Genomic DNA, 22,039 nt, shown 5'->3' on the forward strand with positions numbered 1-22,039 from the left:
ATCGCTGCGGCGCCGGCACCTACCAGCAACTGACCAACACGGCGATGTCAGCAGCGCGGCGGGTCAGGGCAACGGGCGAGATTGGGCGCGCGCCGCCGCTTGTCTCCACTGCGATATCCAGTTCGGTGAGGGCGGCGGTGATCTCGGCCGCATCTAGTGAGAAATTCACCTCTGGCGGCAGCACGCGTGTATTGCCGTCCTTGCGGGGCAGGAGCATGCCTAGTACAGCGCCTGTGTCGTCAAAAACAGGCCCGCCCGCATCGCTGGGCTGCGGCAGAATGGATAACCGTTTGATCGTGTCGTCGCCATTCAGGCCGCGGATGTCGACGATCTGGCCAAAGGTCAGCGTCGGCGCGCTCAGCACGCCGTTGAAAGGGTAGCCAGCCACAGCGATCTGATCCTGCAGACGCGGCACGCCCGTCTGGAACCTGGCTGTCCCAATCGGGCTAAGCGCCTCAACCGGGCGCAGAATGGCCAGACCACGTTCATCATCCTGGAAAACGACTTCGGCCTCATCTTCACGGTCAAACGTGATGCGGGAGCATCCGGCGATCACCTCTGGCGTCGTCACAACCGTGCCATCACCCGACACGTAAAAGCCGGAGCGCGACAGTTTCGGCTGTCTCACAGCGAGCCCCGCAACCATGTCAATCGCCTGGTCCTCGCTTGCTGGAACAATGTTCGGGTCGAGCGCGCCGGAAAGCCGCTCAAAACTATCCCGCATCACTTCCAGCATCCGCGTGCGGCGCTCATCGTCACCCTCAGGCCAGACCAGCATGAAGCCTTTGATCTCACCATCTTGCAGCGTCACCGTGGTGTAGGAATGGATGCCGCCCCCAATCCCTTCAATCTCAAACCCGCTTTCCGAGACACTACGTGGCCCCTCGGTTGGGACGATGTCGAGAATTTGCAGCACCTCATAGAGCCCGACAAGTTTGCCCGCATCGCCTTCCTGAGAGATGAACAGCACCAGCGCCTCTGGCACGTCTCCGCTTGCCTCAAACCGCACAAATGGCGGCTGATACTCGGTGAAGGACACCATATCGGTGGGAATCTGCATCTGGATACCCGAGGCACTGTCGCGCACTAGCCGCAAGTTCAGCCCGTCAAGCACGCTGTTATATTGTTCCAGCAGCAAGACCCGCTCGCGCGTTGTGAGGATGCCGGTGGGTTCGCGGTTATTGGCCTCTTGCCAGGCTTGCATCGCGGCCCGCGTGCCGCGCCCGAATGAACCATCAATTGCTGCCGTGTAAAAGCCGCCCCATTGCAGGGCGCGCTGCAGTTCTTCCTTCTCATCACGGCTGAGTTCCGCTTCGGATGCACGCGCCTCTTGCGGCGTTTCATCCGCGGGCACGACCGGATCAGCAGGCAGGATTGTCTGGGTCGGGCTAGCGCTATCGGGTGCGTCCGGGACCGCTGCAGCGCGCCCGCTGCCGCCGCCGATGGGCCAGAATTGCTGCTTGAAGAACTGACCGTTCTTGACAAAACTGTCGCCAGGAATGGCCCCGCGCGCCAGCAGGCGCTGCAAAGCTGTTTCCGCCTGCGCCTCACTAAACGGGCCGATGAAAATCCCGTAAAACCCATCGCCCAGATAGAAGCCATTGATGTCATCAAGGCGTCTTGCATAGTCGCGGGCGCGGTCCTGCGCACCCGTGAGCGTCTGGCGCGCCTCAATCTGCACCCAAAAGTTGTCCTGGGCGGCGGCAGGCAGTGTTGACAGCAAGAATAGTATCAGTGCTGCGACGGCTTTCATCTTGGATCCCCGAAAGTCCTTTGAGTGGTCCTGCATTCACTGGCGTTGTCTGCAGGTCTACGCAAGGGTGGCGGCACAAAATTTGATCAAATGCTGACAGAAAGTCACAGCCCGTTGCCCAATTGACCCTGTGCGCGCCGCACCCTATTGAACCCCTGATCGCAGATAAGGGTTGAGATATGGTGGACACGCCCCGCAGTTTTCAAGGGATTATCCTGGCGCTTCAGGCCTATTGGGCGGGCAAGGGCTGCGCCATTCTGCAGCCCTACGATATGGAGGTCGGCGCAGGCACGTTCCACCCCGCCACAACCTTGCGCGCGTTGGGCGATCAGCCCTGGGCGGCGGCTTACGTGCAACCCTCACGTCGCCCGACCGATGGGCGCTATGGCGAAAACCCCAACCGCTTGCAGCATTATTACCAGTTTCAGGTGATCATGAAGCCATCGCCACCTGATCTGCAGGAGCTTTACTTGGGTTCGCTCGCCGCCATCGGCATTGATGCGACGATGCACGACCTCCGTTTTGTAGAGGATGACTGGGAAAGTCCCACGCTGGGTGCCTGGGGGCTGGGCTGGGAGGTCTGGTGCGACGGGATGGAAGTCAGCCAGTTCACCTATTTCCAGCAAGTGGGCGGGCATGATTGCAAACCTGTCTCGGGCGAACTGACTTACGGGTTGGAGCGGCTGGCGATGTATGTGCTTGGCGTTGATCATGTGATGGACATGCCGTTCAACGACCCGCAAACACCGATCCCGCTCACCTATGGCGACATCTTCAAGCAGACCGAGCAGGAATATGCCCGCTGGAACTTCGACGTCGCCGATACGGAGGTCCTATTGCAGCATTTCAAGGATGCCGAGGCGGAATGTCAGCGCATCCTGAACGAACCTGCCGAGGACCCGAAAACCGGCCTGCGCATCATCATGGCCCATCCCGCCTATGACCAATGCATCAAGGCCTCTCACGTGTTCAACCTGCTTGATGCACGCGGCGTGATCTCGGTTACCGAGCGGCAGGCCTATATCGGGCGGGTCCGCGCGCTGGCCAAGATGTGTGCCGATGCCTTTGTCCAGACCGAGGCCGGGGGGCAGGCCGCCTGATGATTATGGTGACTTTTCAGGCGGCGCGTTTTCAAAGGCGTGTTGAGGTGGGTCTTGGTGTGGATGGCAAACCACTGACGACGGTGCGGCTTTATGCAGAAGGCTATTACGGTGTCGTAGACTTTGAGAAAGAACGTTTTGACGATGAGGTCGATACTCTATCGCCAGTTTCTGGTGAGGCCTCGCTCGACGTATTCTTTCGTGATTGGGATCGAGTGCATTTCAAGCAGTCGGTCGCAGGCAAAATGGCCATCATGCTGCCAAAAGATGATCAACGCGACCTAGTCTACATGGAAATAGACGGATACTTACCGCTTGACGCTGCACATTGGGTTTTTGCTGACTTGGAGGTTGTTGACGGAGATCAGAAGTTTCTCACAATGACCGCAGTTTCGCGCGCTCCATCCGTGAGCGGTCCTCCTCAGTGGGAATATTTTTACGGCGAGTCGTCATTTGCTGAAAAAGAAGGTGAAGTTACCAGGGCTTCATTTTACGAAGTATCTCTTTTCCCTTCGGTGCAGCGCTTGGAACGTGTTCATCGCGACGAGGCCGCCTGATGGCACGGGTAATCATTGTGGGGATGCTTGTGCTTGCAGCGATCGCCGGGGCGCTTTTGTACTACAATCAGGTCTATGCCTTTTATGAAGAGGTGCAGGCCGAGGTGGCGGATGTGCGCCTGACCAGTCTTGTCACAGGCGAAGCGGAGCCGATCCTTTTTGAGAATTTCCAGGCCATCGACTCGGACAGTAGCCCCATCCGCTATCGCGCCTGTTTCACCACGCCGCTGAGCGAGGCGATGCTGACCGAAACCTTTATCATTCGCGATGACGCCGAACCGCTGGTCGCACCGCCTTGGTTTGACTGCTTCGATGCGGCCCGGATCGGCGCCGACATCGCAAGCGGTGAGGCGATCCCGTTTCTTGGTGTCGAAAACATCACCTATGGCATTGACCGTCTGGTCGCGATCTACCCCGATGGCCGCGCCTATGCCTGGCACCAGATCAATGAATGCGGAGAGATCGTGTTCAACCGCGAACCTGTGCCCGACGACTGCCCCCCAGCCCCCGAAAGCCTGCAATAATGCCCGACCTTCTGATTGAACTCTTTTCCGAGGAAATCCCCGCGCGCATGCAAAGGCGTGCGGCGGAGGATCTGCAAAAGCTGGTGACGGATGGGTTGGTCGAGGCCGGCCTGACCTATGCCGGTGCCGCAGCATTCTCCACGCCGCGCCGCCTGACGCTGGCGATTGACGAGCTTACGGCGGAAAGCAAGCCGGTGCGCGAAGAACGGCGGGGCCCGAAGGTCGGCGCGCCGGACAAGGCGGTTGAGGGGTTTTTGCGCGGGGCAGGGGTCGCGCGCGACGACCTTGAAGTGCGCGATGACAAGAAGGGGCAGGTCTATTTCGCGGTGATCAAAAAGCCAGGGCGCAAGGCTGCCGATATCATCGCCGAGGTGCTTGAGACCACCATCCGCAACTTCCCCTGGCCCAAATCCATGCGCTGGGGCGCAGGTCCGCTGAAATGGGTGCGCCCGTTGCATTCCATCCTGTGTATTCTGGTGGATGAGGCAGGGGCCGAAATCGTCCCGCTCGAGGTGGATGGCATCCGGTCGGGGAACACGACGCAAGGCCATCGGTTCATATCCAAGGGCGTGATTTCGGTTGCATCTTTCGATGATTACGAGGTGAAGCTCAAGCGCGCCCATGTCATTCTGCGCGCCGATGAACGGGCCGAGGCGATCTGGGCCGAGGCGACCAATCAGGCCTTCGCGCTCGGTCTCGAATTGGTCGAGGATCGCGGGCTTTTGGCCGAGGTTGCGGGGCTGGTCGAATGGCCTGTCGTGCTTCTGGGCAAAATCGACGATGACTTTCTCGGCCTGCCGCCAGAGGTGCTGCAAACCTCGATGAAAGAGCATCAGAAATTCTTTTCGGTGAAGAACCCGAAGACGGGCCGGATCGAGCGTTTCGTGACCGTGGCCAATATGGAAACGGCGGATAACGGCGCGACCATTCTGGCAGGCAACCAAAAGGTTCTGTCGGCGCGGCTGGCCGATGCGAAATTCTTTTGGGAGAATGATCTGCGCACCGTCAAGACCAAGGGGCTGGAAGGCATGGGCGCGCCTTTGGCGGATGTCACATTCCACAACAAGCTGGGATCGCAGGCCGACCGGGTCAAACGGATCGAGGCGCTAGCGCGCGAGATCGCACCGCATGTCGGCGCGAAACCCGATCTGGCGGCAGAGGCCGCGCGGATTTGCAAATCCGATCTGGCGTCAGAGATGGTCTATGAATTCCCCGAGCTGCAGGGGTTGATGGGCCGCTACTATGCCGAAGCTGCGGGCCACGATGATGGCGTGCCGGAAGCCTGCGAGGAACATTACTCGCCGCTGGGCCCATCGGACGACGTGCCAACCGCGCCGGTATCGGTCGCCGTCGCTTTGGCCGATAAGATCGACACGCTGACCGGGTTTTGGGCGATTGACGAGAAACCGACCGGGAGCAAGGACCCGTTTGCGCTGCGGAGAGCGGCGCTGGGGGTTATTCGGTTGGTGCTGGAGAATGATATTCGACTTAGACTGGATAGCTTGCTGAAAAGACCGTTTCTCTCAATGGCGTCCATTGCAACTGAATATACATACGACGGCAGGGCGGTCATTGAGAATGCCGTAGAGGCCGGTGCCGATGATCAAGAAGAGAGTGATCAAGCAGTTAAAGAGCTAGTGGCTGGTCCAAGTTCATTTGTCTTCAATTTTGACGGCCTAAGCGATCGATTTGTATCGGAAGTGAAGTCATTTCGAAACACTAGTCAAAAAGATGAATTTGATTTCCGCGAGTATGACAGCATGCGTCAACGTTGCCGAGTTGTAGAGTACCTTGATGCGTCGAGCGATCTGGATGAACTTCCCGATTTTGTCTTGGAGTCTGTTAGTTGGATATCGCAGAACCTCCTCTCCTTCTTCCACGACCGCCTTAAAGTCTTCCTGCGCGAAAAAGGCATCCGCCACGACATCATCGACGCCTGCATCGCGATGCCGGGGAATGATGATCTGACCTTGCTCGTCAAACGGGCCGACGCGCTGGCTACAACGCTCGCCACCGATGACGGCGAAAACCTGATCCAGGGCTTCAAGCGTGCCAACAATATCCTCACTCAGGCGGAAGAGGCGGATGGAGTCGAATACTCCTACGGCGCCGATCCGAAATTCGCCGAAGAACCCGCCGAAAAGGCGCTTTTCGCTGCCCTTGATGCTGCAGATGCGAAGATCGCACCGGCCATGGAGGCGGAGGATTTCAGCACGGCGATGACTGCTATGGCGGCACTTCGCGGGCCGATTGACCAATTTTTCACCGATGTGCAAGTGAACGCCGAAAGTGCGGTACTCCGCCGCAACCGGCTTAACCTGTTGTCACGGATCAGGAAAATATGTCTCAGCGTCGCTGATCTGACCAAAATCGAAGGCTAGACAAAAGTCCATAAAGATTTTCCTACACGTAACCGATTTATGACTTATGCTGCAGGTGAACATGAGGTTTTGCCGCATTGCAGCAACAGACAACATATCAGGCCCTGACGCTGATCACACCAACCGCCAAGATGTCGGCAGAGGTGCATGGCGGTCGTGCGAAATGCCTGCAGCGGCTCATTCGCATGGGCATGCCCGTGCCGCGCACGATGGCGTTGTCGTTTGATGTCGTGCACCGGATCGCGCAAGGACATCTGCCAGATATGGAGGCGCTGCTGGCGCCTTTTGGGGAGAACCCACTCGTGTCTGTCCGCCCGTCCAGCCAGGACCCGGATTGGGGTGGGCCCGGTGCGATCCTGAATATCGGGATGAATGACACGCGTCTGGCCGAGATGATCCCGGTGATCGGGGAATGGGCAGCCACGGCGGTTTATCTGCGCTTCGTGCAATCCTATGCCATTCACGTGGCGCGGCTTGATCCGGAAGAATTCTATTTGCCCGATGTACCCGATGCCGTCAGCCTGCGAGCGATGCTGGACACATATGAGCTGGAAACCGATGAGCCCTTCCCGCAGGACCCGGCGACCCAACTGGGCGAGGTGCTGCGGTCGATGGCGCGTGCCTGGGATGGCACCACCGCCCGGCTTTTACGGCAGGCCAAGGGCGCGCCGGTGGATGCGGGGCTGGGCCTTGTCGTGCAAAAAATGGCGCTGGGCGTGGGGCACGGCGAATGCGGGTCGGGCGTGATCCAGTATGTGGACAGTGCCACAGGACAGCCGCAGATCACCGGTCGTTATCTGGGCCAGAGCCAAGGCCGCGAGGCGCTGGGCGATACCGACAGCGCGCTATACCTCACCAAAGACCCGCGCGGCCCGTCGCTTGAAGAACGCTGCCCGGAGCCTTTTGCCCAGCTGAAGGAATATGGCGAACTCTGTCGTCGCAAATTGCGCGAAGAGATGCAGGTGGAATTCACCATCGATGATGGCACATTGCATGTGCTGGACGCGGTGCGCGTGCAACGCTCGTCCCGTGCCTCGGTGGCGATTGCCGTGGCTTTGGCCGAAGACAGCATCATCCCGCGCGAAGAGGCTGTTTTGCGGGTCGAACCTTCGGCACTGTCGGAACTTTTGCACCGCCAGATTGATCCGCGCGCGACCCGCGATGTGATCGTCTCTGGCATTCCGGCTAGTCCAGGTGCGGCGACAGGCCGGATCGTGCTGACGGCCAATGAGGCACAGGCGAGTGCGGCGCGGGGTGAACCTTGCGTGCTGGTCCGGCGTGAAACGACGCCAGAGGATATTCGCGGTATGCATGCCGCCCAAGCGGTTCTGACGATGCGGGGCGGGGTGACAAGCCACGCCGCCGTGATCGGACGCGGTCTTGGTGTACCATGTATCGTTGGTGCGTCGGATCTTGTGATTGACCGCAAGCGTGGCGGGATCATTGGCCGGGATGGCCGCCGTTTCGCTGTGGGAGACCTGATCACCGTCGATGGCACGACCGGGCAAGTGCTGGCTGGTTCGCCGCCTATGCTGGAGGCTGCTCTTGATGGCGCCTTCCAGACCCTGCTCGCCTGGGCTGACGATTTCCGCGATATCGGTGTGCGTGCCAATGCCGACACACCTGCAGACGCGCATACGGCCCAGAACTTTGCGGCGGAGGGGATCGGCCTTTGCCGGACCGAGCACATGTTCTTTGATGATGAACGGCTGGGCGTGATGCGCGAGATGATCTTTGCGGAAAGCAGCGATGATCGTCGGGCGGTACTCGACCGTTTGCTGCCGATGCAGCGCGCGGATTTTCAGGCACTTTTTGCGATCATGGCGGGCAAGAATGTCTGCGTGCGTCTGTTTGACCCGCCGCTGCATGAGTTCCTACCCGCCGATAAGGCTGGGTTGCGCGACCTGGCCGAGCAGATGGCGCTGCCGCTTGCCGCCGTGACAGAGCGGGTGAATGCCCTGCGCGAGTACAATCCGATGTTGGGCATGCGCGGCGTGCGGCTGGGCATCGCGATCCCTGAAATCTACGACATGCAGGCGCGTGCGATTTTTGAAGCGCTCATTGCAGTCCAGTCCCAGGGCATCACGATTGACGTGGAAATCATGATCCCGCTCGTGAGTGCAATGCGCGAGGTTGAACTGATGCGCGCCCGGATTGACGGGGTGGCCAATGCGGTGCGCGCCAAGAAACGCGCTGTCTTTGAGTACCATCTGGGCGTCATGGTGGAGACACCGCGCGGCGCTCTCCGTGCGCAGGACATTGCAGAACATGCAGAGTTTTTGTCGTTCGGCACAAATGACCTGACGCAGATGACATACGGTCTGTCCCGTGACGATGCGGGGCGTTTCATGTCGGCCTATGTGCAGCAGGGTGTTTATGCAGAGGACCCGTTCCATACGCTTGATATCGAAGGGGTCGGTGAACTCGTGTCGCTTGGCGCTGAGCGGGGCCGCGCTGGGCGTCCTGATGTGGTTCTGGCGATCTGCGGCGAGCATGGCGGCAGCCGCTCGGCCATCGCATTTTGCCGCGAACACAAGTTCGACTACGTCTCATGCTCGCCCTTCCGCGTACCGGTTGCGCGACTCACTGCCGCTCAACTGGCGTTGCAAGAGCGGATGAACGCCTGAGCAAAGTCCAGATATTGTGGCGAAAATGCCGCAAATCCCGTGATATTGCGAAATAGTCATCGTGATGCGCGAGTTGATGTTTCGGTAACTGCGACAGTCTATCCCGGGGACTAGACGTAAAGCGCGCGATGTCTTATCTCCGCCGTCGCTAGCGCGGGGCAAGTCCGCGTGGATTCCTGGGTGGGAATATTATGACGATTTTTAAGGCGTTTTGCGCCGCAATTGCTGCGGCAACACTGACTTTGAGTGGCTCTGCCACCTTTGCTGATGATCTTTTGGCCAGCCGTCTGGGGGCCATTTTGGGCCAGGAACGGCAGGCGCTGGCCGTTGTGCCGGATACACGGATGACCATGCTGACATCGCTGCCGCCTGCCAGCGAACGCGGCGTCGCGACACAGTCGGGCGTGGTCTATGACCGGGCCTATCTGGCCTCGCTGCCTGTTGTTGACGGTGATGATGAGTGGGCCTGTTTGGCCGAGGCGCTCTATTTCGAAGCACGCGGTGAGACGGTGCGCGGTATGTTCGCGGTTGGTGAGGTGATCCTGAACCGTGTGGATAGCAGCGCTTATCCCAACACGCTTTGTGCTGTGATCAATCAGGGGACCGGCCGGAAATATGCCTGCCAGTTCACTTATACCTGTGACGGGCTGGCCGAAACGATCGGTGAGCCTCGTTCGTGGGAGCGTGTGGGCAAGGTTGCACAGCTTCTGATGGAAGGCACACCACGCGCCCTGACCGGCGGTGCCACGCATTACCACACCAAGGCTGTGAACCCGTCCTGGGCGCAGCGCTTCCCGCGCACCGCGGCCATCGGTTCGCACTACTTCTACCGCCAGCCGATCCGGACTGCCTCAAAGTAAGTCGCATGTGACGCGCCCGTTGTCGCGGCCCGTGCTTGTTCTGCAGGGCTGAGCGGCGTATTGCCTTGCGTCACGGGATATCTCTTTGATCGGAAAGCGGCATGACCGACGATATTCGCCTTGCATTTGCGCATCCCAGCGAACGGGCTGAGGCGAGCAGCACGACACCTTGTGACCGCATCTCACTGCGCGACTACGTGGTCGAGGTGGAGATTGGCGCGTTCCAGCAGGAACGGGGCAAGCTGCAGCGTGTGCGTTTCAATGTGGTCGTCGAAGTCCTGCCGATGACCGGCCCGATTGATGACGATGTGGACCGCATCTTGTCCTACGACAAAGTGACCGAGGCCATCGGGATCGAGCTTGAAGCGGAGCGTCTGAACCTGTTGGAGACCCTCGCCGCGCGCGTGGCGGAACGGATCCTGCTGGAACCGCAGGCCGAGCGCGTCTTTGTGCGGATCGAAAAGCTGGATCGCGGGCCGTTTGCCTTGGGTGTCGAGATTGTCCGGTCGCGGGATGGCATGGATCTGGCCGGGCAGGATCATGTTGAGGCACCGCATCCGCGTGTCGCGTATCTCTCAAACGCCGCCATTGCCGCGCCAGCCTTGCCCGGTTGGATCGATCAATTGGTGGCGATGGATGCCCCTCTGATCATTTGCGTGGGTGCAGCGGCAGTAGTTGCGCCTCAGGCAGGGCATGCTTTGGCACAGCGGCGGATCGACCTACTGGCGATTGAGCAAAACGCCTGGACGCTGGCCGCGCGCGACCCACGCTGCATGGTCGTGGGCACCCGCACTGAACTCGATTGGGCCATGAAGAATGGCCAGATCTGTATCTGGGCACCATCAAAGATCGTGCTCGATGCGGTTGATGGCCCCTCCGCCAGCCCGCGCGATGCGGTGGCGCTGGTCGCCTGGTTTGCAGCAGAGATCGAGGCCAAGGAACTCTTGCTGATCGACGCCGCCGCGCCAGTAACGGACGTGCCCGTCCGTATCCACGATCTGGCTGCCACGCAGATTGCATGAGCGTCTATTACTGCCCCATCGTCGTCGCGGGTCCGAAACCCGAAGCCGCCCTTCCGATTGCAGGCGGCCCGTTCTGGTTTACGGAGATGCGTGTTCATCGCCGCGACGCAGCCCCAGAAGTCATCTCAGCGGTCTCTGCGCCGTCCGAAGTTCTTGATCGTCTCACTGCAAGCCGGGCCGATATAGCGGGCCTTAGCATGGACCGCCCCCGCCTGATGGGCATCTTGAACGTGACGCCAGACAGTTTTTCCGATGGCGGCCAGTTCAATGACCGTGACGCGGCCGTAGCACAGGCGCAAAAAATGCAGGCCGAAGGCGCCGATATCATCGATGTGGGCGGCGAAAGCACGCGGCCCGGCGCATCTGAAGTGCCCGTCGACGAGGAAATCGCCCGCACCGCCCCTGTGATCGCAGCAATCCGGGCGCAAAGCGACGTGCCGATCTCCATCGACACCCGCAAGGCGGCGGCCGCGCAGGCGGCGATTGAAGTAGGGGCGGGGTTGATCAATGACGTGGCGGCCTTAACCTTTGATCCCGATTTGGCGCGGGTGACGGCCGATGCGGGCCTGCCCGTCTGCCTCATGCATGCGCAAGGCGATCCCCAAACGATGCAGGATGATCCGCGCTACGATGACGTGCTGCTGGATGTGTATGACTTCCTGGCCGCGCGTGTTGCCGCCGCAGAGGCTGCAGGCATTCCCCGCGACCAGATCATCGTCGATCCCGGCATCGGCTTTGGCAAAACGGTTGAGCATAACCTCGCGCTGCTCAGAGGCATCGCGCTCTTTCATTCCTTGGGCTGCCCGATCCTGCTCGGAGCATCGCGCAAGCGCTTTATCGGGGTCATCGGCGGGGGTGAGCACGCCAAAGAGCGCGTCAGTGGCTCAGTTGCCGTCGCACTCCATGCAGCTCGTCAGGGGGTGCAATTCCTGCGTGTGCACGATATCTTTGCCACAAAACAGGCGTTAGACTTGGAATGGGCAATCAGCGGGGCAGCGAAAAGATGACACGCAAACTCTTCGGCACTGACGGTGTGCGTGGCACCGCCAACACTTATCCGATGACCGCTGATATGGCGCTGAAAATCGGCGCGGCGGCGGGGCGTTATTTCCGCAATGACGGATCAAACGGCCACCGGGTCGTGATCGGCAAAGACACGCGGCTGTCGGGTTATATGTTTGAAAGCGCGCTGACGGCGGGGCTGACCAGCACGGGTATGAACGTGCTGCTGCTCGGCCCGGTGCCCACGCCTGCGGTCGGGCTTCTGACGACATCAATGCGCGCTGATCTCGGCATCATGATCTCGGCCAGCCACAACCCGCATCATGACAATGGGATCAAGTTCTTTGGCCCTGATGGCTTCAAGCTTTCGGACGCCGCTGAGGCCGAGATTGAAACGCTGATTGCAAGTGACATCGCCCCGGCGCAGGCGCAGAATATCGGGCGGGCCAAGCGGATTGACGATGGCCGGTTCCGTTATGCTGAGCGTGTGAAGTCGACATTTCCCGCGGGCATGCGCCTCGACGGCCTGAAGGTTGTGATCGATTGCGCAAATGGCGCGGCCTACCGGGTCGCGCCCGAAGTTTTGTGGGAACTGGGTGCCACCGTCATCCCGGTTGGTGTCGCTCCGAATGGCACCAATATCAACGAAGGCTGTGGCTCAACGAGCCTGACCGCCGCCGCCGAGACGATCATTTCTCATAACGCTGATGTGGGCATTTGTCTGGATGGTGATGCGGATCGCGTGATGATCCTCGATGAAAAAGGCCATGTCGCCGATGGCGATCAGATCATGGCGCTGATGGCCGGGCGCTGGGCGGATCAGGACCGTCTCAAGGGCGGCACATTGGTAGCGACGGTAATGTCGAACCTTGGCCTCGAACGCTTTCTTGACAGGCGCGGCCTACATCTCGAACGCACGGCGGTCGGTGACCGCTATGTGGTTGAGGCGATGCGCGCGGGCGGCTGGAATCTGGGCGGCGAGCAATCGGGCCATATCGTCATGACCGATTATGCGACGACGGGCGACGGTTTGCTGGCGGGCTTGCAGTTTCTGGCGGCAATGATCGAAACAGGCCAAAAAGCCAGTGCCCTGACCAGGACCTTTGAAACCGTGCCGCAGCTCTTGAAAAACGTCCGCTTCGCGGCGGGTCAGGACCCGCTCAGCACCGATCCCGTCCGCAAGATCATCGCTGATGCAGAGGCGATGTTGCAGGGCAAGGGCCGTCTGCTGATCCGCAAATCCGGGACCGAACCGCTGATCCGTGTGATGGCCGAGTGCGAGGATGATGGCCTTTTGACTCAGGTGGTTGACGGGATCGTTGCCGAGGTTGAGGCGGCGGTTTAACGCCGCAAAAGCCGCTTGAGCGTGGCCCATTGGCTGATCGCAAGGCCCAGCAAGATTAGCGCTAATGCGGCAAAAAACCGAAACGGCAATACCTCATTCAGGATCCACGCACCAAAGAGCATCGACCACAGCGGGACCTGATAGTTCACCAGTGTCATGAAAACCGACCCTGCCGTGCGGATCGTCGCGACCCTGATCCAAGCCGCGAGCGCGGTTGGCACGAGACCAAGCGCGATGATCGCAATGGTTGGACGGCGTTCGGCAAGGGTCGGCACACCTTCGATCAATATCATGGCGGGAATGAGCGCTGCTGCACCAATCGTCAGCAACAAGGCGGCCATCGTAATCGGATCAATGGGCGGGCAACGGCGGGTCATGATGCTGGAGATCGCATAGGAAATGGCCGCGCCGATGCAAGCAAGCTGTCCCAACGGCTCCATGCCTGTTCCGATCCGCAAAACGCCGGTGCCGATCAGGACGATAGCTCCCACAAATCCAAGAATGACGCCCAAGCTGTTGCGCAGGCTCAGCTTTTCATCGGTAAAGACATGCGCCAGCGGCAGGATGAAAAGCGGTAAAGCCGCCATCGAGATGCCCGCAAAGGCCGAGGGCACGAATTGCTGCCCCCAGCTGAGCAGCGCAAAGGGCACGGCGGTGTTCAAAAGGCCAATAGCGACCAGATAGCGAGACATCTGGGCGGTGAAGACGGGCAGGGGGCGGCGCAAGAGGCGCATCAATGCCAGCAAGGCAACCGCCCCCAGCGTTGTCCGCGCGCACGCGACAGTAAATGGCCCGTAGCCCTCCAATGCGATGGCCACCACCATGAAGGTCGCGCCCCAGATTAGGCCAAGCAGCGCGATAGAGAGCCAGTTTGTCAGCGTGGGTGGGGCGGGCATGTTATCCGTTTCTCAACCGTGATGCAGCCTGCTGTCTTTGGGCGCTTGCGCGCGATCATGCAAGCCGTAGTCGCGTGAAACATCAGCGATCCTAAGGCGATAATCGACGAAGATGCCGTATCGCCCAGCGGATTGCGTGGAGCGATGTTGATGGGTTCTACGCCAACGGGTAATCGCCGTTTCGTCGGTGAAGAACGAGAGCGATAGCAACTTGTTCGTGTCGGTCAGGCTGCGAAACCGCTCGACCGAAAGGAAGCCAGGATGCACGTCCAACAAGGGGCGCAGGCGCCTGGCATGCTCCAGATATGTGTCCACCTGGCCCTCGGCCGGCGTCGCCTCAAAGATCACCGCGATCATGTCGCGCTGCCATGCGGTGCCGAGGCAAGACGGAGAAAGGTTCGATCCTCGCGCAGGATGAATTTCTCGCGCTGCGCGAAGTCGTAATTCTCTTGCCCCAGCGGATCGGCTGCCAGTTTCGCGCGGTAGCTCTCATAGGCGGCGAGCGATGGGATATTGTAAATGCCATAGGCGAGCGTCGTTGAGCCTTCATGCGGGGCGAAATAGCCGATCAGGTCGGCACCGTTGCGGGGAATGGCCTGGCCCCAGTTGCGGGCATAGGTCTCAAACGCCTCCCTTTTGGTCGGGTCGATCTGGTAGCGAATGATACAGGTCAGCATGTGTGTCTCCTTCTTCTGAGGAACGTCTAGCACCTTGGCAGACGTCAATGCTTCGGCTAAGGTCGAACTATGCGTGAAGGTCCTGATATCGCCCGCATTGCCGCGCTGATCGGCGATCCCGCCCGAGCGCATATGCTCACCGCGTTGATGAGCGGGAAGGCCCTGACGGCCACGGAATTGGCCGGTGAAGCGGGCGTGACCCTACAGACCGCCAGCGGGCATTTGTCGAAACTGCTGGACGGGCAGCTGGTGCAAGTGCGCAAGCAGGGGCGGCATAAGTATTTCGCGCTGGCCCATGCGGACGTGGCCGCAACGCTTAAAGCGCTGATGGGGCTCGCGGCGGGGCAGGGGACGTTGCGTACCCGCACCGGCCCGAAGGATGCTGCAATGCGTCAGGCGCGTGTTTGCTACAATCACCTTGCAGGGCGCGTTGGGGTGCAGATGTTCACCAGCATGCTGGATCGGGATCTGATCTGGGAAGAGGGCGAGGCGCTGGGCCTGACGGGCGCGGGCGAGGATTTCGTGGCAGGCTTCGGTGTGGACCTTGGCAGTCTTGAGGACGCGCGCGCACCGCTTTGCCGCTCATGCCTCGATTGGAGCGAGCGGCGCACCCATTTGGCGGGGGCACTTGGACGCGCGATGCTGTCGCGTATGGAGGTTGCTGGTTGGCTTCGACGGGATACGACAAGCCGGGCGATCCATTTCAGCGCTTCCGGGCAAAGCCAGTTCGATCAGACGTTTCCGTCGATCATCCGGTAGATTTCAGTCCGCACTGCCTCCGCAGGTGTGTTGCCGGGATCATCGATATAGATTTCCCAAACCGGCATGGCGGCGGGAATGCCCTCAGCCTCCATATGTTTCCAAAGCAACTGATGTGTTTCGCTCATCTTGTCGTAGCTGCCCACATGTGTGGTCGTCATCGCATCCCCGGCAGGCAGCATGTCCGCCTTGATCTCACCGTCCGTTTTCACCGCATCTTCGGCGCTGACCATGACGGCCGCGCGAAACCGCAGGATATTCGGGTCCATGCTCAGATAGATCGACATAGGCATGGATTGCGGGGCAATCCCATGGGCACCGACATGGCCGAAGACAGCTCCAAAACCGGATTCCATGGCTTCGGCAATCTCAGGCCCGTAAGCGCATTCGCGGTCCACATATAGGTAGTGTTGAGCGGGCAGCGTTGTGCGGGTGAAGGTCATGGTGGTCATCCTCTTTTGATGAGTCATGGCAACCCTAACAGAAAGGGCCCGGCATGACGCCGGGCCTTTTGTTGGCAGGATGGGCGACAACCCATCTTGCGGTGTGGCTCAGTTCTTCGCCTTGTCGACCATCTTGCCGGCGGAAATCCACGGCATCATGGCGCGCAGCTTTTCACCGACCTGTTCGATCTGGTGCTCGTCATTGATCCGGCGCGTGGCCTTGAAGAACGGTTGGCCCACCGCGTTTTCCTGCATGAAGTCCCGCACGAATTTACCGGTCTGGATGTCGGTCAGCACGTCTTTCATGCGCTTCTTCGTCTCGTCGTAAGGCAGGATGCGCGGGCCGCTGACATACTCACCATATTCAGCGGTGTTCGAGATCGAGTAGTTCATGTTCGCTATGCCGCCTTCGTAGATCAGGTCGACGATCAGCTTCACCTCGTGCAGGCATTCGAAATAGGCCATTTCGGGCTCGTACCCGGCCTCGACCAGCGTTTCGAACCCCATGCGGATCAGTTCGACAAGACCACCACAGAGCACAGCCTGTTCGCCGAAAAGGTCGGTTTCGCATTCCTGACGGAAGTTGGTTTCGATGATACCAGAGCGGCCCCCGCCGATGGCCGAACAATAGGATAGGCCGATTTCCATCGCCTTGCCAGATGCGTCGTTATGAACAGCCACAAGGCAGGGCACGCCGCCGCCTTTGGTGTATTCGCCGCGCACAGTGTGGCCGGGTCCTTTGGGCGCCATCATGATCACGTCAACGCCTGGCTTGGGCTCGATCAGGCCGAAATGCACGTTCAGACCATGGGCGAAGGCGATGGCGGAGCCTTCTTTGAGGTTGTCATGCACGTATTTCTTGTAGGTGTCCGCCTGCAATTCGTCGGGCATAGTGAACATGATCAGGTCACACCAGGCAGCGGCCTCGGCAATGCCCATGACCTGCAGCCCTTCGCCCTCGGCCTTCGCCGCAGAGGGTGAGCCCTCACGCAGTGCGACGACAAGGTTCTTGGCGCCGCTATCGCGCAGGTTCAGTGCGTGGGCGTGGCCCTGGCTGCCATAGCCGAGGATGGCGACCTTCTTGTCCTTAATCAGGTTCACATCGCAATCGCGATCATAATAAACGCGCATGGTTTGTCCTTTCGATTGATTTGGGGGATTGCTACCCCGACGACGCATTGTCGGCGAGGTTGGATTTTTGAGTATTTTTGGCGAGATGATAATTGCTATGCGTGAAATGTATCAGTATTCCGATTCCTATGCTTGATGATATGGATCGCGCGATTTTGCGCCAGCTTCAAACCGACCCCACACTATCGATGCCGGAACTGGCCGAAAGGGTAAACAGCACGCCGGTGCGCGTGACCCGCCGGGTGGAGCGGCTGAGCACCGATGGTGTCATCCTGGGGCAAGAAGCGATCATTGATTGGCGTGCCTTGGGTTACGCGGTGCATGTGTCGCTGCGGATCACGCTTGATAAGACAGTCACACGGGCCTTTGATGATTTTCTTGACGCTGCGCGAGCCGTGCCGGAGGTTCTCGAAATCCAGACGTTTCTGGGTCGAGTCGATGTGCGACTATCACTGATCGCGAAGGACCTAGCCGATTATCAGCTACTTTATCGGGACCGCATTCTGACGCTGCCCCATATCGCGGATATTGAGGCATTGATGGATGTCGCCAATGTGAAGTCGGATCGGAGTATTCCGCTATGACGCTCGACGATCTGGATTGGACGATCCTGTCGGCATTGCAGAAGGACGCAGCACAACCGACGACGCGGCTCGCTGGTAAGCTGGGGCTAAGCCAACCAGCTACGTGGCGGCGGATCAAACGACTGCAGGACGCGGGCGTGCTGGCTGGTAGGCGACTGGTGCTTGACGCGGCGCGTGTCGGTTTTGGCGTGACCGTTTTTCTGGGGGTGAAGCTTGCCGCGAAGGGCAGGGTCAGCCTCGAGGATTTCGAGCGTGCCATTGGCGCGATCCCCGAAGTGCAAAGCGTTGATCACGTGCTGGGCCTTTACGATTATCGGCTGCGCGTTATTGCGCGCGATTTGGCTGATTTTGAGCGGGTCCTGCGACGCCGGATTATGACTTTGCCGGGTGTCGGGGACGTGGAGGCAAATGTGCTTTTGAGTGAAGAACGCAGGCCGGGACCGATTTAGGGGCCAGAGTTTACAGATTCCTCATCTCCTTGCGTAATGCTCAAGAGCTACCGGCCGATGAGTGAGATGATGCGATTTGGGTTAGAGACATGGTGGGGCGTCACAATTGCCGCTATCCTGACGACAATGGCGGCCGTCGCCGTGTCCGAGTGCTTGATCTATCTGCTGTATAAAGGACAGGACCTGATGGCTGCATTGCGTGTTGGGCCCTTGGTTACCATCATCACAGCCTTCCCGTTCTGTATGTTTGTCTGGGCGCAGGTGCGTAAGAATTTGCATCTGAATGCAGAATTGCAGCGCCTCGTTGATCGCGACCGGCTGACGGACGTTGCGACCCGTGATTTCTTTTTCGCGCGCATGCGGGCCGAACCAAAGGCTTACGGCATTTCACTGATGATCGACATCGATCACTTCAAGTCGGTCAATGACACCCATGGTCATCTCGCGGGGGACGCGGTCATTAGCCGCGTGGCGACGATCTTGCGTCAGAATACCCGGGAAAAGGACATTGTTTGCCGTTTTGGTGGAGAGGAATTTATCGTCTTTCTGCATGAAGAGGGACCTAAGGCAGCCTTTGATATTGCTGAGCGTATGCGCAAGGCCATTGCCGATGAAGTCGTGAATTATGACGACAAAGCCCTTTCGGTGACCGTCTCAATCGGTGGATCCCTGAAAGAGCAGGTGGCAGATATCACGCGCGCGATCCAGCAGGCGGATGAAGCACTTTATCGTGCCAAGACCGGTGGTCGCAATCAAACCGTCTTTGCGGTTGCTGAGGATGACACCGCGACCGTTAGCGCGGCGTGAGCGGCACATAGTATACCTAAATAGACTTTGCGTTTCTCCGTCCCGCGCATTAGCGAGAGGCATCGCAGATGGGAGAAGACGATGGACGGCGCAAATCCGCAGATTGACCCTGATGGTTTGATGGAGTTTTCGGTGGTTTTCACCGATCGTTCGCTCAACCATATGAGCAAGGTTTTTCAGGGCGTGATGACTGACATCTCCGCCTTGCTGAAGGAGGTCTACAGTGGCGATCATGTTGCGCTTGTGCCGGGCGGTGGAACCTTTGCGATGGAGGCTGTGGCCCGACAATTTGGCGCAGACGCGCATGCGCTCATCGTCCGCAATGGCTGGTTTTCTTATCGTTGGACCCAGATTTTTGAGGCGAGCGGGATTGCCGCCGACACAACGGTGATGAAGGCGCGGACTGCTGGGAATGACCATCAAGCACCGTTTGCGCCCGCCCCGATTGCAGATGTCATCGATGCGATCCGCACAGCTAAGCCCGATGTCGTGTTTGCTCCTCATGTGGAGACGAGCGCGGGGATTATCCTGCCTGATGAGTACATCAAAGCCCTCAGCGCGGCAGCGCATGATGTGGGGGCGTTGCTGGTCCTGGACTGCATCGCGTCCGGCTGCGTGTGGGTTGATATGAAGGCGACTGGTGTCGATGTCCTGATCTCGGCCCCGCAAAAGGGATGGTCATCAACACCCTGCGCGGGGCTTGTGATGATGTCGGATCGAGCAGTCGAGCGCATGGCTGGTACGCAATCCAACTCCTTTACGATGGACCTCAAGAAGTGGCACAGCATCATGCAGGCCTATGAAAACGGTGGCCACGCCTATCATGCGACGATGCCAACAGATGGCTTACGCGCGTTTCGTGACACGATGGTGGAAACGCGTTCTTTTGGTTTCGACCGGCTGAAAGAGGCACAATGGGCGCTCGGCCATGCTGTAAGGGAAATACTCGCCGACAAGGGGGTGCGGTCCGTCGCGGCAGAGGGTTTTGGCGCGCCCGGTGTTGTCGTCAGCTATACCGACGATCCGGAGATCCAGAGCGGCGCAAAGTTTGCGGCGGCAGGCATGCAGATCGCAGCGGGCGTGCCGCTGCAATGTGATGAGCCGGAAGACTTCAGAACCTTTCGACTGGGTCTTTTCGGGCTGGATAAACTCTATGATGTGGAGGCGACATTGGCCCGCCTGAGACCAGTCTTGGACCGGGTGCTTTAGCCCGCGCCAAGGCCAAGTTGCATCAGGCTGCGACGGATGGGCGTGATGCCGTAAAGCGCTTCAATCCCGCGCGCGCGCATGTTTTGCACCATCGGATTACCGGCAATTGACGCGCGGTTGAGCGCGTCGATACCAGCCACGCGCAGCATGATATCCGGATGTCGTTTACGCGCGTAAGCGTTAAGCATCGCCGCGCTCCCAAGATCGCCCGGTTGCGCCTTTGCCAGTTCCAGAAGGCAATCGAGATCCCGCAGCGACATGTTTAGCCCCTGCGCCCCGACGGGCGGCATGACATGGGCCGCCTCTGCCACAAGGGCAGTGCGCGGTGCCGTCAGGCGGTCGGCCACTTGACTGATGATGGGCCAGACCATGCGCTTGCTGACAAGGTTCAGCGGGCCATAGGTCCAAGCAGACCTTTCATTCGCCGCGTTTTCAAGGGCGCCTTGCGGCAGATTTGCGAGCCGTTGCACCTCCGCCCCGCTTTCCATCCAGACCACAGCGGAACATGGTTTGCCCTCGTGATCTGGCAGTGGCACGAGGGTGAAAGGGCCACCGGACCGGTGGATCTCGGTCGAGATATTGTTATGCGGTGAGGTGTGAGTGACGGCGAAGGTCAGCGCCTTCTGCCCGTAGCGCAGGGTCTGCGTCCTGATCCCCTGCGCCTGTCGCACCGCAGAGTTGCGCCCATCCGCGCCGATCACCAGTTTCGCAGTCACCTGGGTCGCATCGCTAAGCGTCACGATTGCATTTTTTGTACGCGCGACCATGCGATCAAAACCCACTTCGGGCCGAAAATCGACATTGGGTAGCGTCTCGAGCCGTGCCACAATCTCGCGCCGCAACAGCCAATTGGGCAGGTTCCATCCGAACGGCTTGTCCGAGATGTCTTTGGCGTCGAAATCCCGCATCACATGTGGTTCGACCGCCGCATCGACGATACGCATGACCTGCAGAGGCGCGGCATGTGGCGCAAGAGCGGTCCACAGACCTGCAGCCTCAAGGAACTGCTGGGCAGGTTGCAAAAACGCGGTTGTGCGCAAATCGGCACCCGCATCATCCGCATGCGTGACCTGCGGGGTTGGATCAACAAGGGTGACGTGAAAGCCTGCAGTCCCGAGGGCAGCGGCGGCGGTTAGACCCGCCAATCCGCCGCCTGCAATCAGAATGTCCGTCTCATCACGCTTCATGCTGCTGACATATGCCGATCATGGCTGCGCGGAAAGGGTCAGCGCGAAAGCTGCGACAAGAAATCCGCGAGATCATCAGTGTGGTGGTGAATGTGATCAGCCTCATGCCGGTCGGGGTGCACATGCACGGTCTTCATGCCCATTGCGTGCGGGACCTTCAGGTTCCGTTCTTCATCCTCAAACATCGCGCTTGATGGTGCTGCGATGCCGTCCTTGGCAAAAATTCTCGCAAAAGCATCATGGTGGGGCTTCGGCGTGAAATCGGCATGCTCCACGCCATAGACGGCATCAAACTGACGGCTAAGCCCCCGCGCAGCCAGGACACGTTTGGCATGATTGTGCGAGCCGTTGGTGTAAACGACCTTGCGACCCGGCAGGGCGCGTAGTGCCTCAATCAGCGCCTCACAAGGTTCCAGATGCGAGATGTCGATGTCATGCACATCCGCCAGAAAATCATGCGGGTCCACGTCGTGATGCTCGATCAGACCGGCAAGCGTTGATCCGTAATCGAGCCAATACTCTGCGCAGAGTTTCAGAGCCTGCTCTTCGTCAAGGCCAGTCAAGCGCGTCACATAGGCGGAGAAACGGGCATCCATCAGCCCGAAAAGATCAGCCGAAGGCGGATAAAGTGTGTTGTCGAGGTCAAAAACCCACGTATCCACATGTGAAAACTGCTGGACAACCATGTTTGCAGGTTACGTTCTGCCCTTGCCGCGCGCAATTGCT

22 protein-coding genes are annotated in these 22,039 nt (G+C 59.4%); 14 read left to right on the plus strand and 8 right to left on the minus strand.

Annotation, left to right across the window (positions count from 1 at the left end):
• Positions 1–19: 19 nt before the first annotated feature.
• On the minus strand, positions 20–1,753 hold the full coding sequence (locus SLH47_RS03190; protein WP_320237892.1) for a trypsin-like peptidase domain-containing protein: 1,734 nt from the start codon (positions 1,751–1,753) through the stop codon (positions 20–22).
• Between the two features lie 179 nt (positions 1,754–1,932).
• Between SLH47_RS03190 and SLH47_RS03195 the strand changes: the two genes are divergently transcribed.
• The 9 genes from SLH47_RS03195 to glmM all read left to right on the plus strand — a co-directional run bounded on the left by SLH47_RS03195 (position 1,933) and on the right by glmM (position 13,171).
• A complete protein-coding gene (locus SLH47_RS03195) occupies positions 1,933–2,853 on the plus strand; it encodes a glycine--tRNA ligase subunit alpha (RefSeq protein ID WP_320237893.1) in 921 nt (306 codons plus the stop codon).
• Positions 2,853–3,410, plus strand: a complete 558-nt coding sequence (locus SLH47_RS03200) for a hypothetical protein (protein ID WP_320237894.1) — start codon at positions 2,853–2,855, stop codon at positions 3,408–3,410. The genes SLH47_RS03195 and SLH47_RS03200 overlap by 1 nt, the downstream gene beginning before the upstream one ends.
• Complete coding sequence (locus SLH47_RS03205; RefSeq protein WP_320237895.1) at positions 3,410–3,934, plus strand: DUF6446 family protein; 525 nt, start codon at positions 3,410–3,412, stop codon at positions 3,932–3,934. The genes SLH47_RS03200 and SLH47_RS03205 overlap by 1 nt, the downstream gene beginning before the upstream one ends.
• Positions 3,934–6,315, plus strand: coding sequence for a glycine--tRNA ligase subunit beta (gene glyS, locus SLH47_RS03210; protein ID WP_320237896.1), 2,382 nt, complete (start codon positions 3,934–3,936; stop codon positions 6,313–6,315). The genes SLH47_RS03205 and glyS overlap by 1 nt, the downstream gene beginning before the upstream one ends.
• A 131-nt stretch (positions 6,316–6,446) precedes the next feature.
• A complete protein-coding gene (locus SLH47_RS03215) occupies positions 6,447–8,942 on the plus strand; it encodes a putative PEP-binding protein (RefSeq protein WP_320237984.1) in 2,496 nt (831 codons plus the stop codon).
• Between the two features lie 191 nt (positions 8,943–9,133).
• The gene (locus SLH47_RS03220) at positions 9,134–9,802 is read left to right on the plus strand and encodes a cell wall hydrolase (protein ID WP_320237897.1); all 669 of its coding nucleotides are present in this window, start codon (positions 9,134–9,136) and stop codon (positions 9,800–9,802) included.
• A gap of 101 nt (positions 9,803–9,903) precedes the next feature.
• Positions 9,904–10,824 carry a dihydroneopterin aldolase gene (locus SLH47_RS03225; RefSeq protein ID WP_320237898.1) on the plus strand — a complete coding sequence of 307 codons (921 nt, stop codon included), beginning with the start codon at positions 9,904–9,906 and terminating at the stop codon, positions 10,822–10,824.
• Positions 10,821–11,831, plus strand: coding sequence for a dihydropteroate synthase (folP, locus tag SLH47_RS03230; protein WP_320237899.1), 1,011 nt, complete (start codon positions 10,821–10,823; stop codon positions 11,829–11,831). The genes SLH47_RS03225 and folP overlap by 4 nt, the downstream gene beginning before the upstream one ends.
• Positions 11,828–13,171, plus strand: a complete 1,344-nt coding sequence (gene glmM / locus SLH47_RS03235) for a phosphoglucosamine mutase (protein WP_320237900.1) — start codon at positions 11,828–11,830, stop codon at positions 13,169–13,171. Before folP ends, glmM begins: the two co-directional genes overlap by 4 nt.
• On the opposite strand, the gene SLH47_RS03240 is transcribed toward glmM, so the two are convergent.
• Genes SLH47_RS03240 through SLH47_RS03250 form a run of 3 tightly spaced genes read right to left on the minus strand, consistent with a single transcriptional unit; the run spans position 13,168 to position 14,744 of the window.
• Positions 13,168–14,067, minus strand: a complete 900-nt coding sequence (locus SLH47_RS03240; RefSeq protein WP_320237901.1) for a DMT family transporter — start codon at positions 14,065–14,067, stop codon at positions 13,168–13,170. The two genes, glmM and SLH47_RS03240, sit on opposite strands and share 4 nt — an antisense overlap.
• Before the next feature lie 12 nt (positions 14,068–14,079).
• On the minus strand, positions 14,080–14,424 hold the full coding sequence (locus SLH47_RS03245; RefSeq protein ID WP_320237902.1) for an antibiotic biosynthesis monooxygenase: 345 nt from the start codon (positions 14,422–14,424) through the stop codon (positions 14,080–14,082).
• Positions 14,421–14,744, minus strand: coding sequence for an NIPSNAP family protein (locus SLH47_RS03250; RefSeq protein WP_320237903.1), 324 nt, complete (start codon positions 14,742–14,744; stop codon positions 14,421–14,423). Before SLH47_RS03250 ends, SLH47_RS03245 begins: the two co-directional genes overlap by 4 nt.
• 69 nt (positions 14,745–14,813) lie before the next feature.
• On the opposite strand from SLH47_RS03250, the gene SLH47_RS03255 reads away from it, so the two are divergent.
• Positions 14,814–15,503, plus strand: coding sequence for a winged helix-turn-helix domain-containing protein (locus SLH47_RS03255; RefSeq protein WP_320237904.1), 690 nt, complete (start codon positions 14,814–14,816; stop codon positions 15,501–15,503).
• On the opposite strand, the gene SLH47_RS03260 is transcribed toward SLH47_RS03255, so the two are convergent.
• Together SLH47_RS03260 and ilvC are read right to left on the minus strand one after the other, a co-directional pair.
• Positions 15,476–15,946 carry a GyrI-like domain-containing protein gene (locus SLH47_RS03260; RefSeq protein WP_320237905.1) on the minus strand — a complete coding sequence of 157 codons (471 nt, stop codon included), beginning with the start codon at positions 15,944–15,946 and terminating at the stop codon, positions 15,476–15,478. The genes SLH47_RS03255 and SLH47_RS03260 overlap by 28 nt on opposite strands.
• Before the next feature lie 108 nt (positions 15,947–16,054).
• A complete protein-coding gene (ilvC, locus tag SLH47_RS03265; RefSeq protein ID WP_320237906.1) occupies positions 16,055–17,077 on the minus strand; it encodes a ketol-acid reductoisomerase in 1,023 nt (340 codons plus the stop codon).
• A 128-nt stretch (positions 17,078–17,205) separates the two neighbouring features.
• On the opposite strand from ilvC, the gene SLH47_RS03270 reads away from it, so the two are divergent.
• The 4 genes from SLH47_RS03270 (at position 17,206) to SLH47_RS03285 (ending at position 20,126) form a co-directional block, all read left to right on the plus strand.
• On the plus strand, positions 17,206–17,661 hold the full coding sequence (locus SLH47_RS03270; protein WP_320237907.1) for an Lrp/AsnC family transcriptional regulator: 456 nt from the start codon (positions 17,206–17,208) through the stop codon (positions 17,659–17,661).
• Positions 17,658–18,110: an Lrp/AsnC family transcriptional regulator gene (locus SLH47_RS03275; RefSeq protein ID WP_320237908.1), complete on the plus strand. Its 453-nt coding sequence runs from the start codon at positions 17,658–17,660 to the stop codon at positions 18,108–18,110. The genes SLH47_RS03270 and SLH47_RS03275 overlap by 4 nt, the downstream gene beginning before the upstream one ends.
• Before the next feature lie 57 nt (positions 18,111–18,167).
• On the plus strand, positions 18,168–18,917 hold the full coding sequence (locus SLH47_RS03280; RefSeq protein ID WP_320237909.1) for a GGDEF domain-containing protein: 750 nt from the start codon (positions 18,168–18,170) through the stop codon (positions 18,915–18,917).
• 81 nt (positions 18,918–18,998) lie between these two features.
• Positions 18,999–20,126, plus strand: a complete 1,128-nt coding sequence (locus SLH47_RS03285; RefSeq protein ID WP_320237910.1) for an aminotransferase class V-fold PLP-dependent enzyme — start codon at positions 18,999–19,001, stop codon at positions 20,124–20,126.
• Here the strand turns inward: SLH47_RS03285 and SLH47_RS03290 are convergent.
• Together SLH47_RS03290 and SLH47_RS03295 are read right to left on the minus strand one after the other, a co-directional pair.
• Positions 20,123–21,313, minus strand: a complete 1,191-nt coding sequence (locus SLH47_RS03290; protein WP_320237911.1) for a UbiH/UbiF family hydroxylase — start codon at positions 21,311–21,313, stop codon at positions 20,123–20,125. The genes SLH47_RS03285 and SLH47_RS03290 overlap by 4 nt on opposite strands.
• A 38-nt stretch (positions 21,314–21,351) precedes the next feature.
• Positions 21,352–21,999: a pyrimidine 5'-nucleotidase gene (locus tag SLH47_RS03295; protein ID WP_320237912.1), complete on the minus strand. Its 648-nt coding sequence runs from the start codon at positions 21,997–21,999 to the stop codon at positions 21,352–21,354.
• Positions 22,000–22,039: the final 40 nt, after the last annotated feature.

It is taken from the genome of Cognatiyoonia sp. IB215182, from assembly GCF_033963905.1.
Taxonomy (GTDB): Bacteria; Pseudomonadota; Alphaproteobacteria; order Rhodobacterales; family Rhodobacteraceae; genus Yoonia.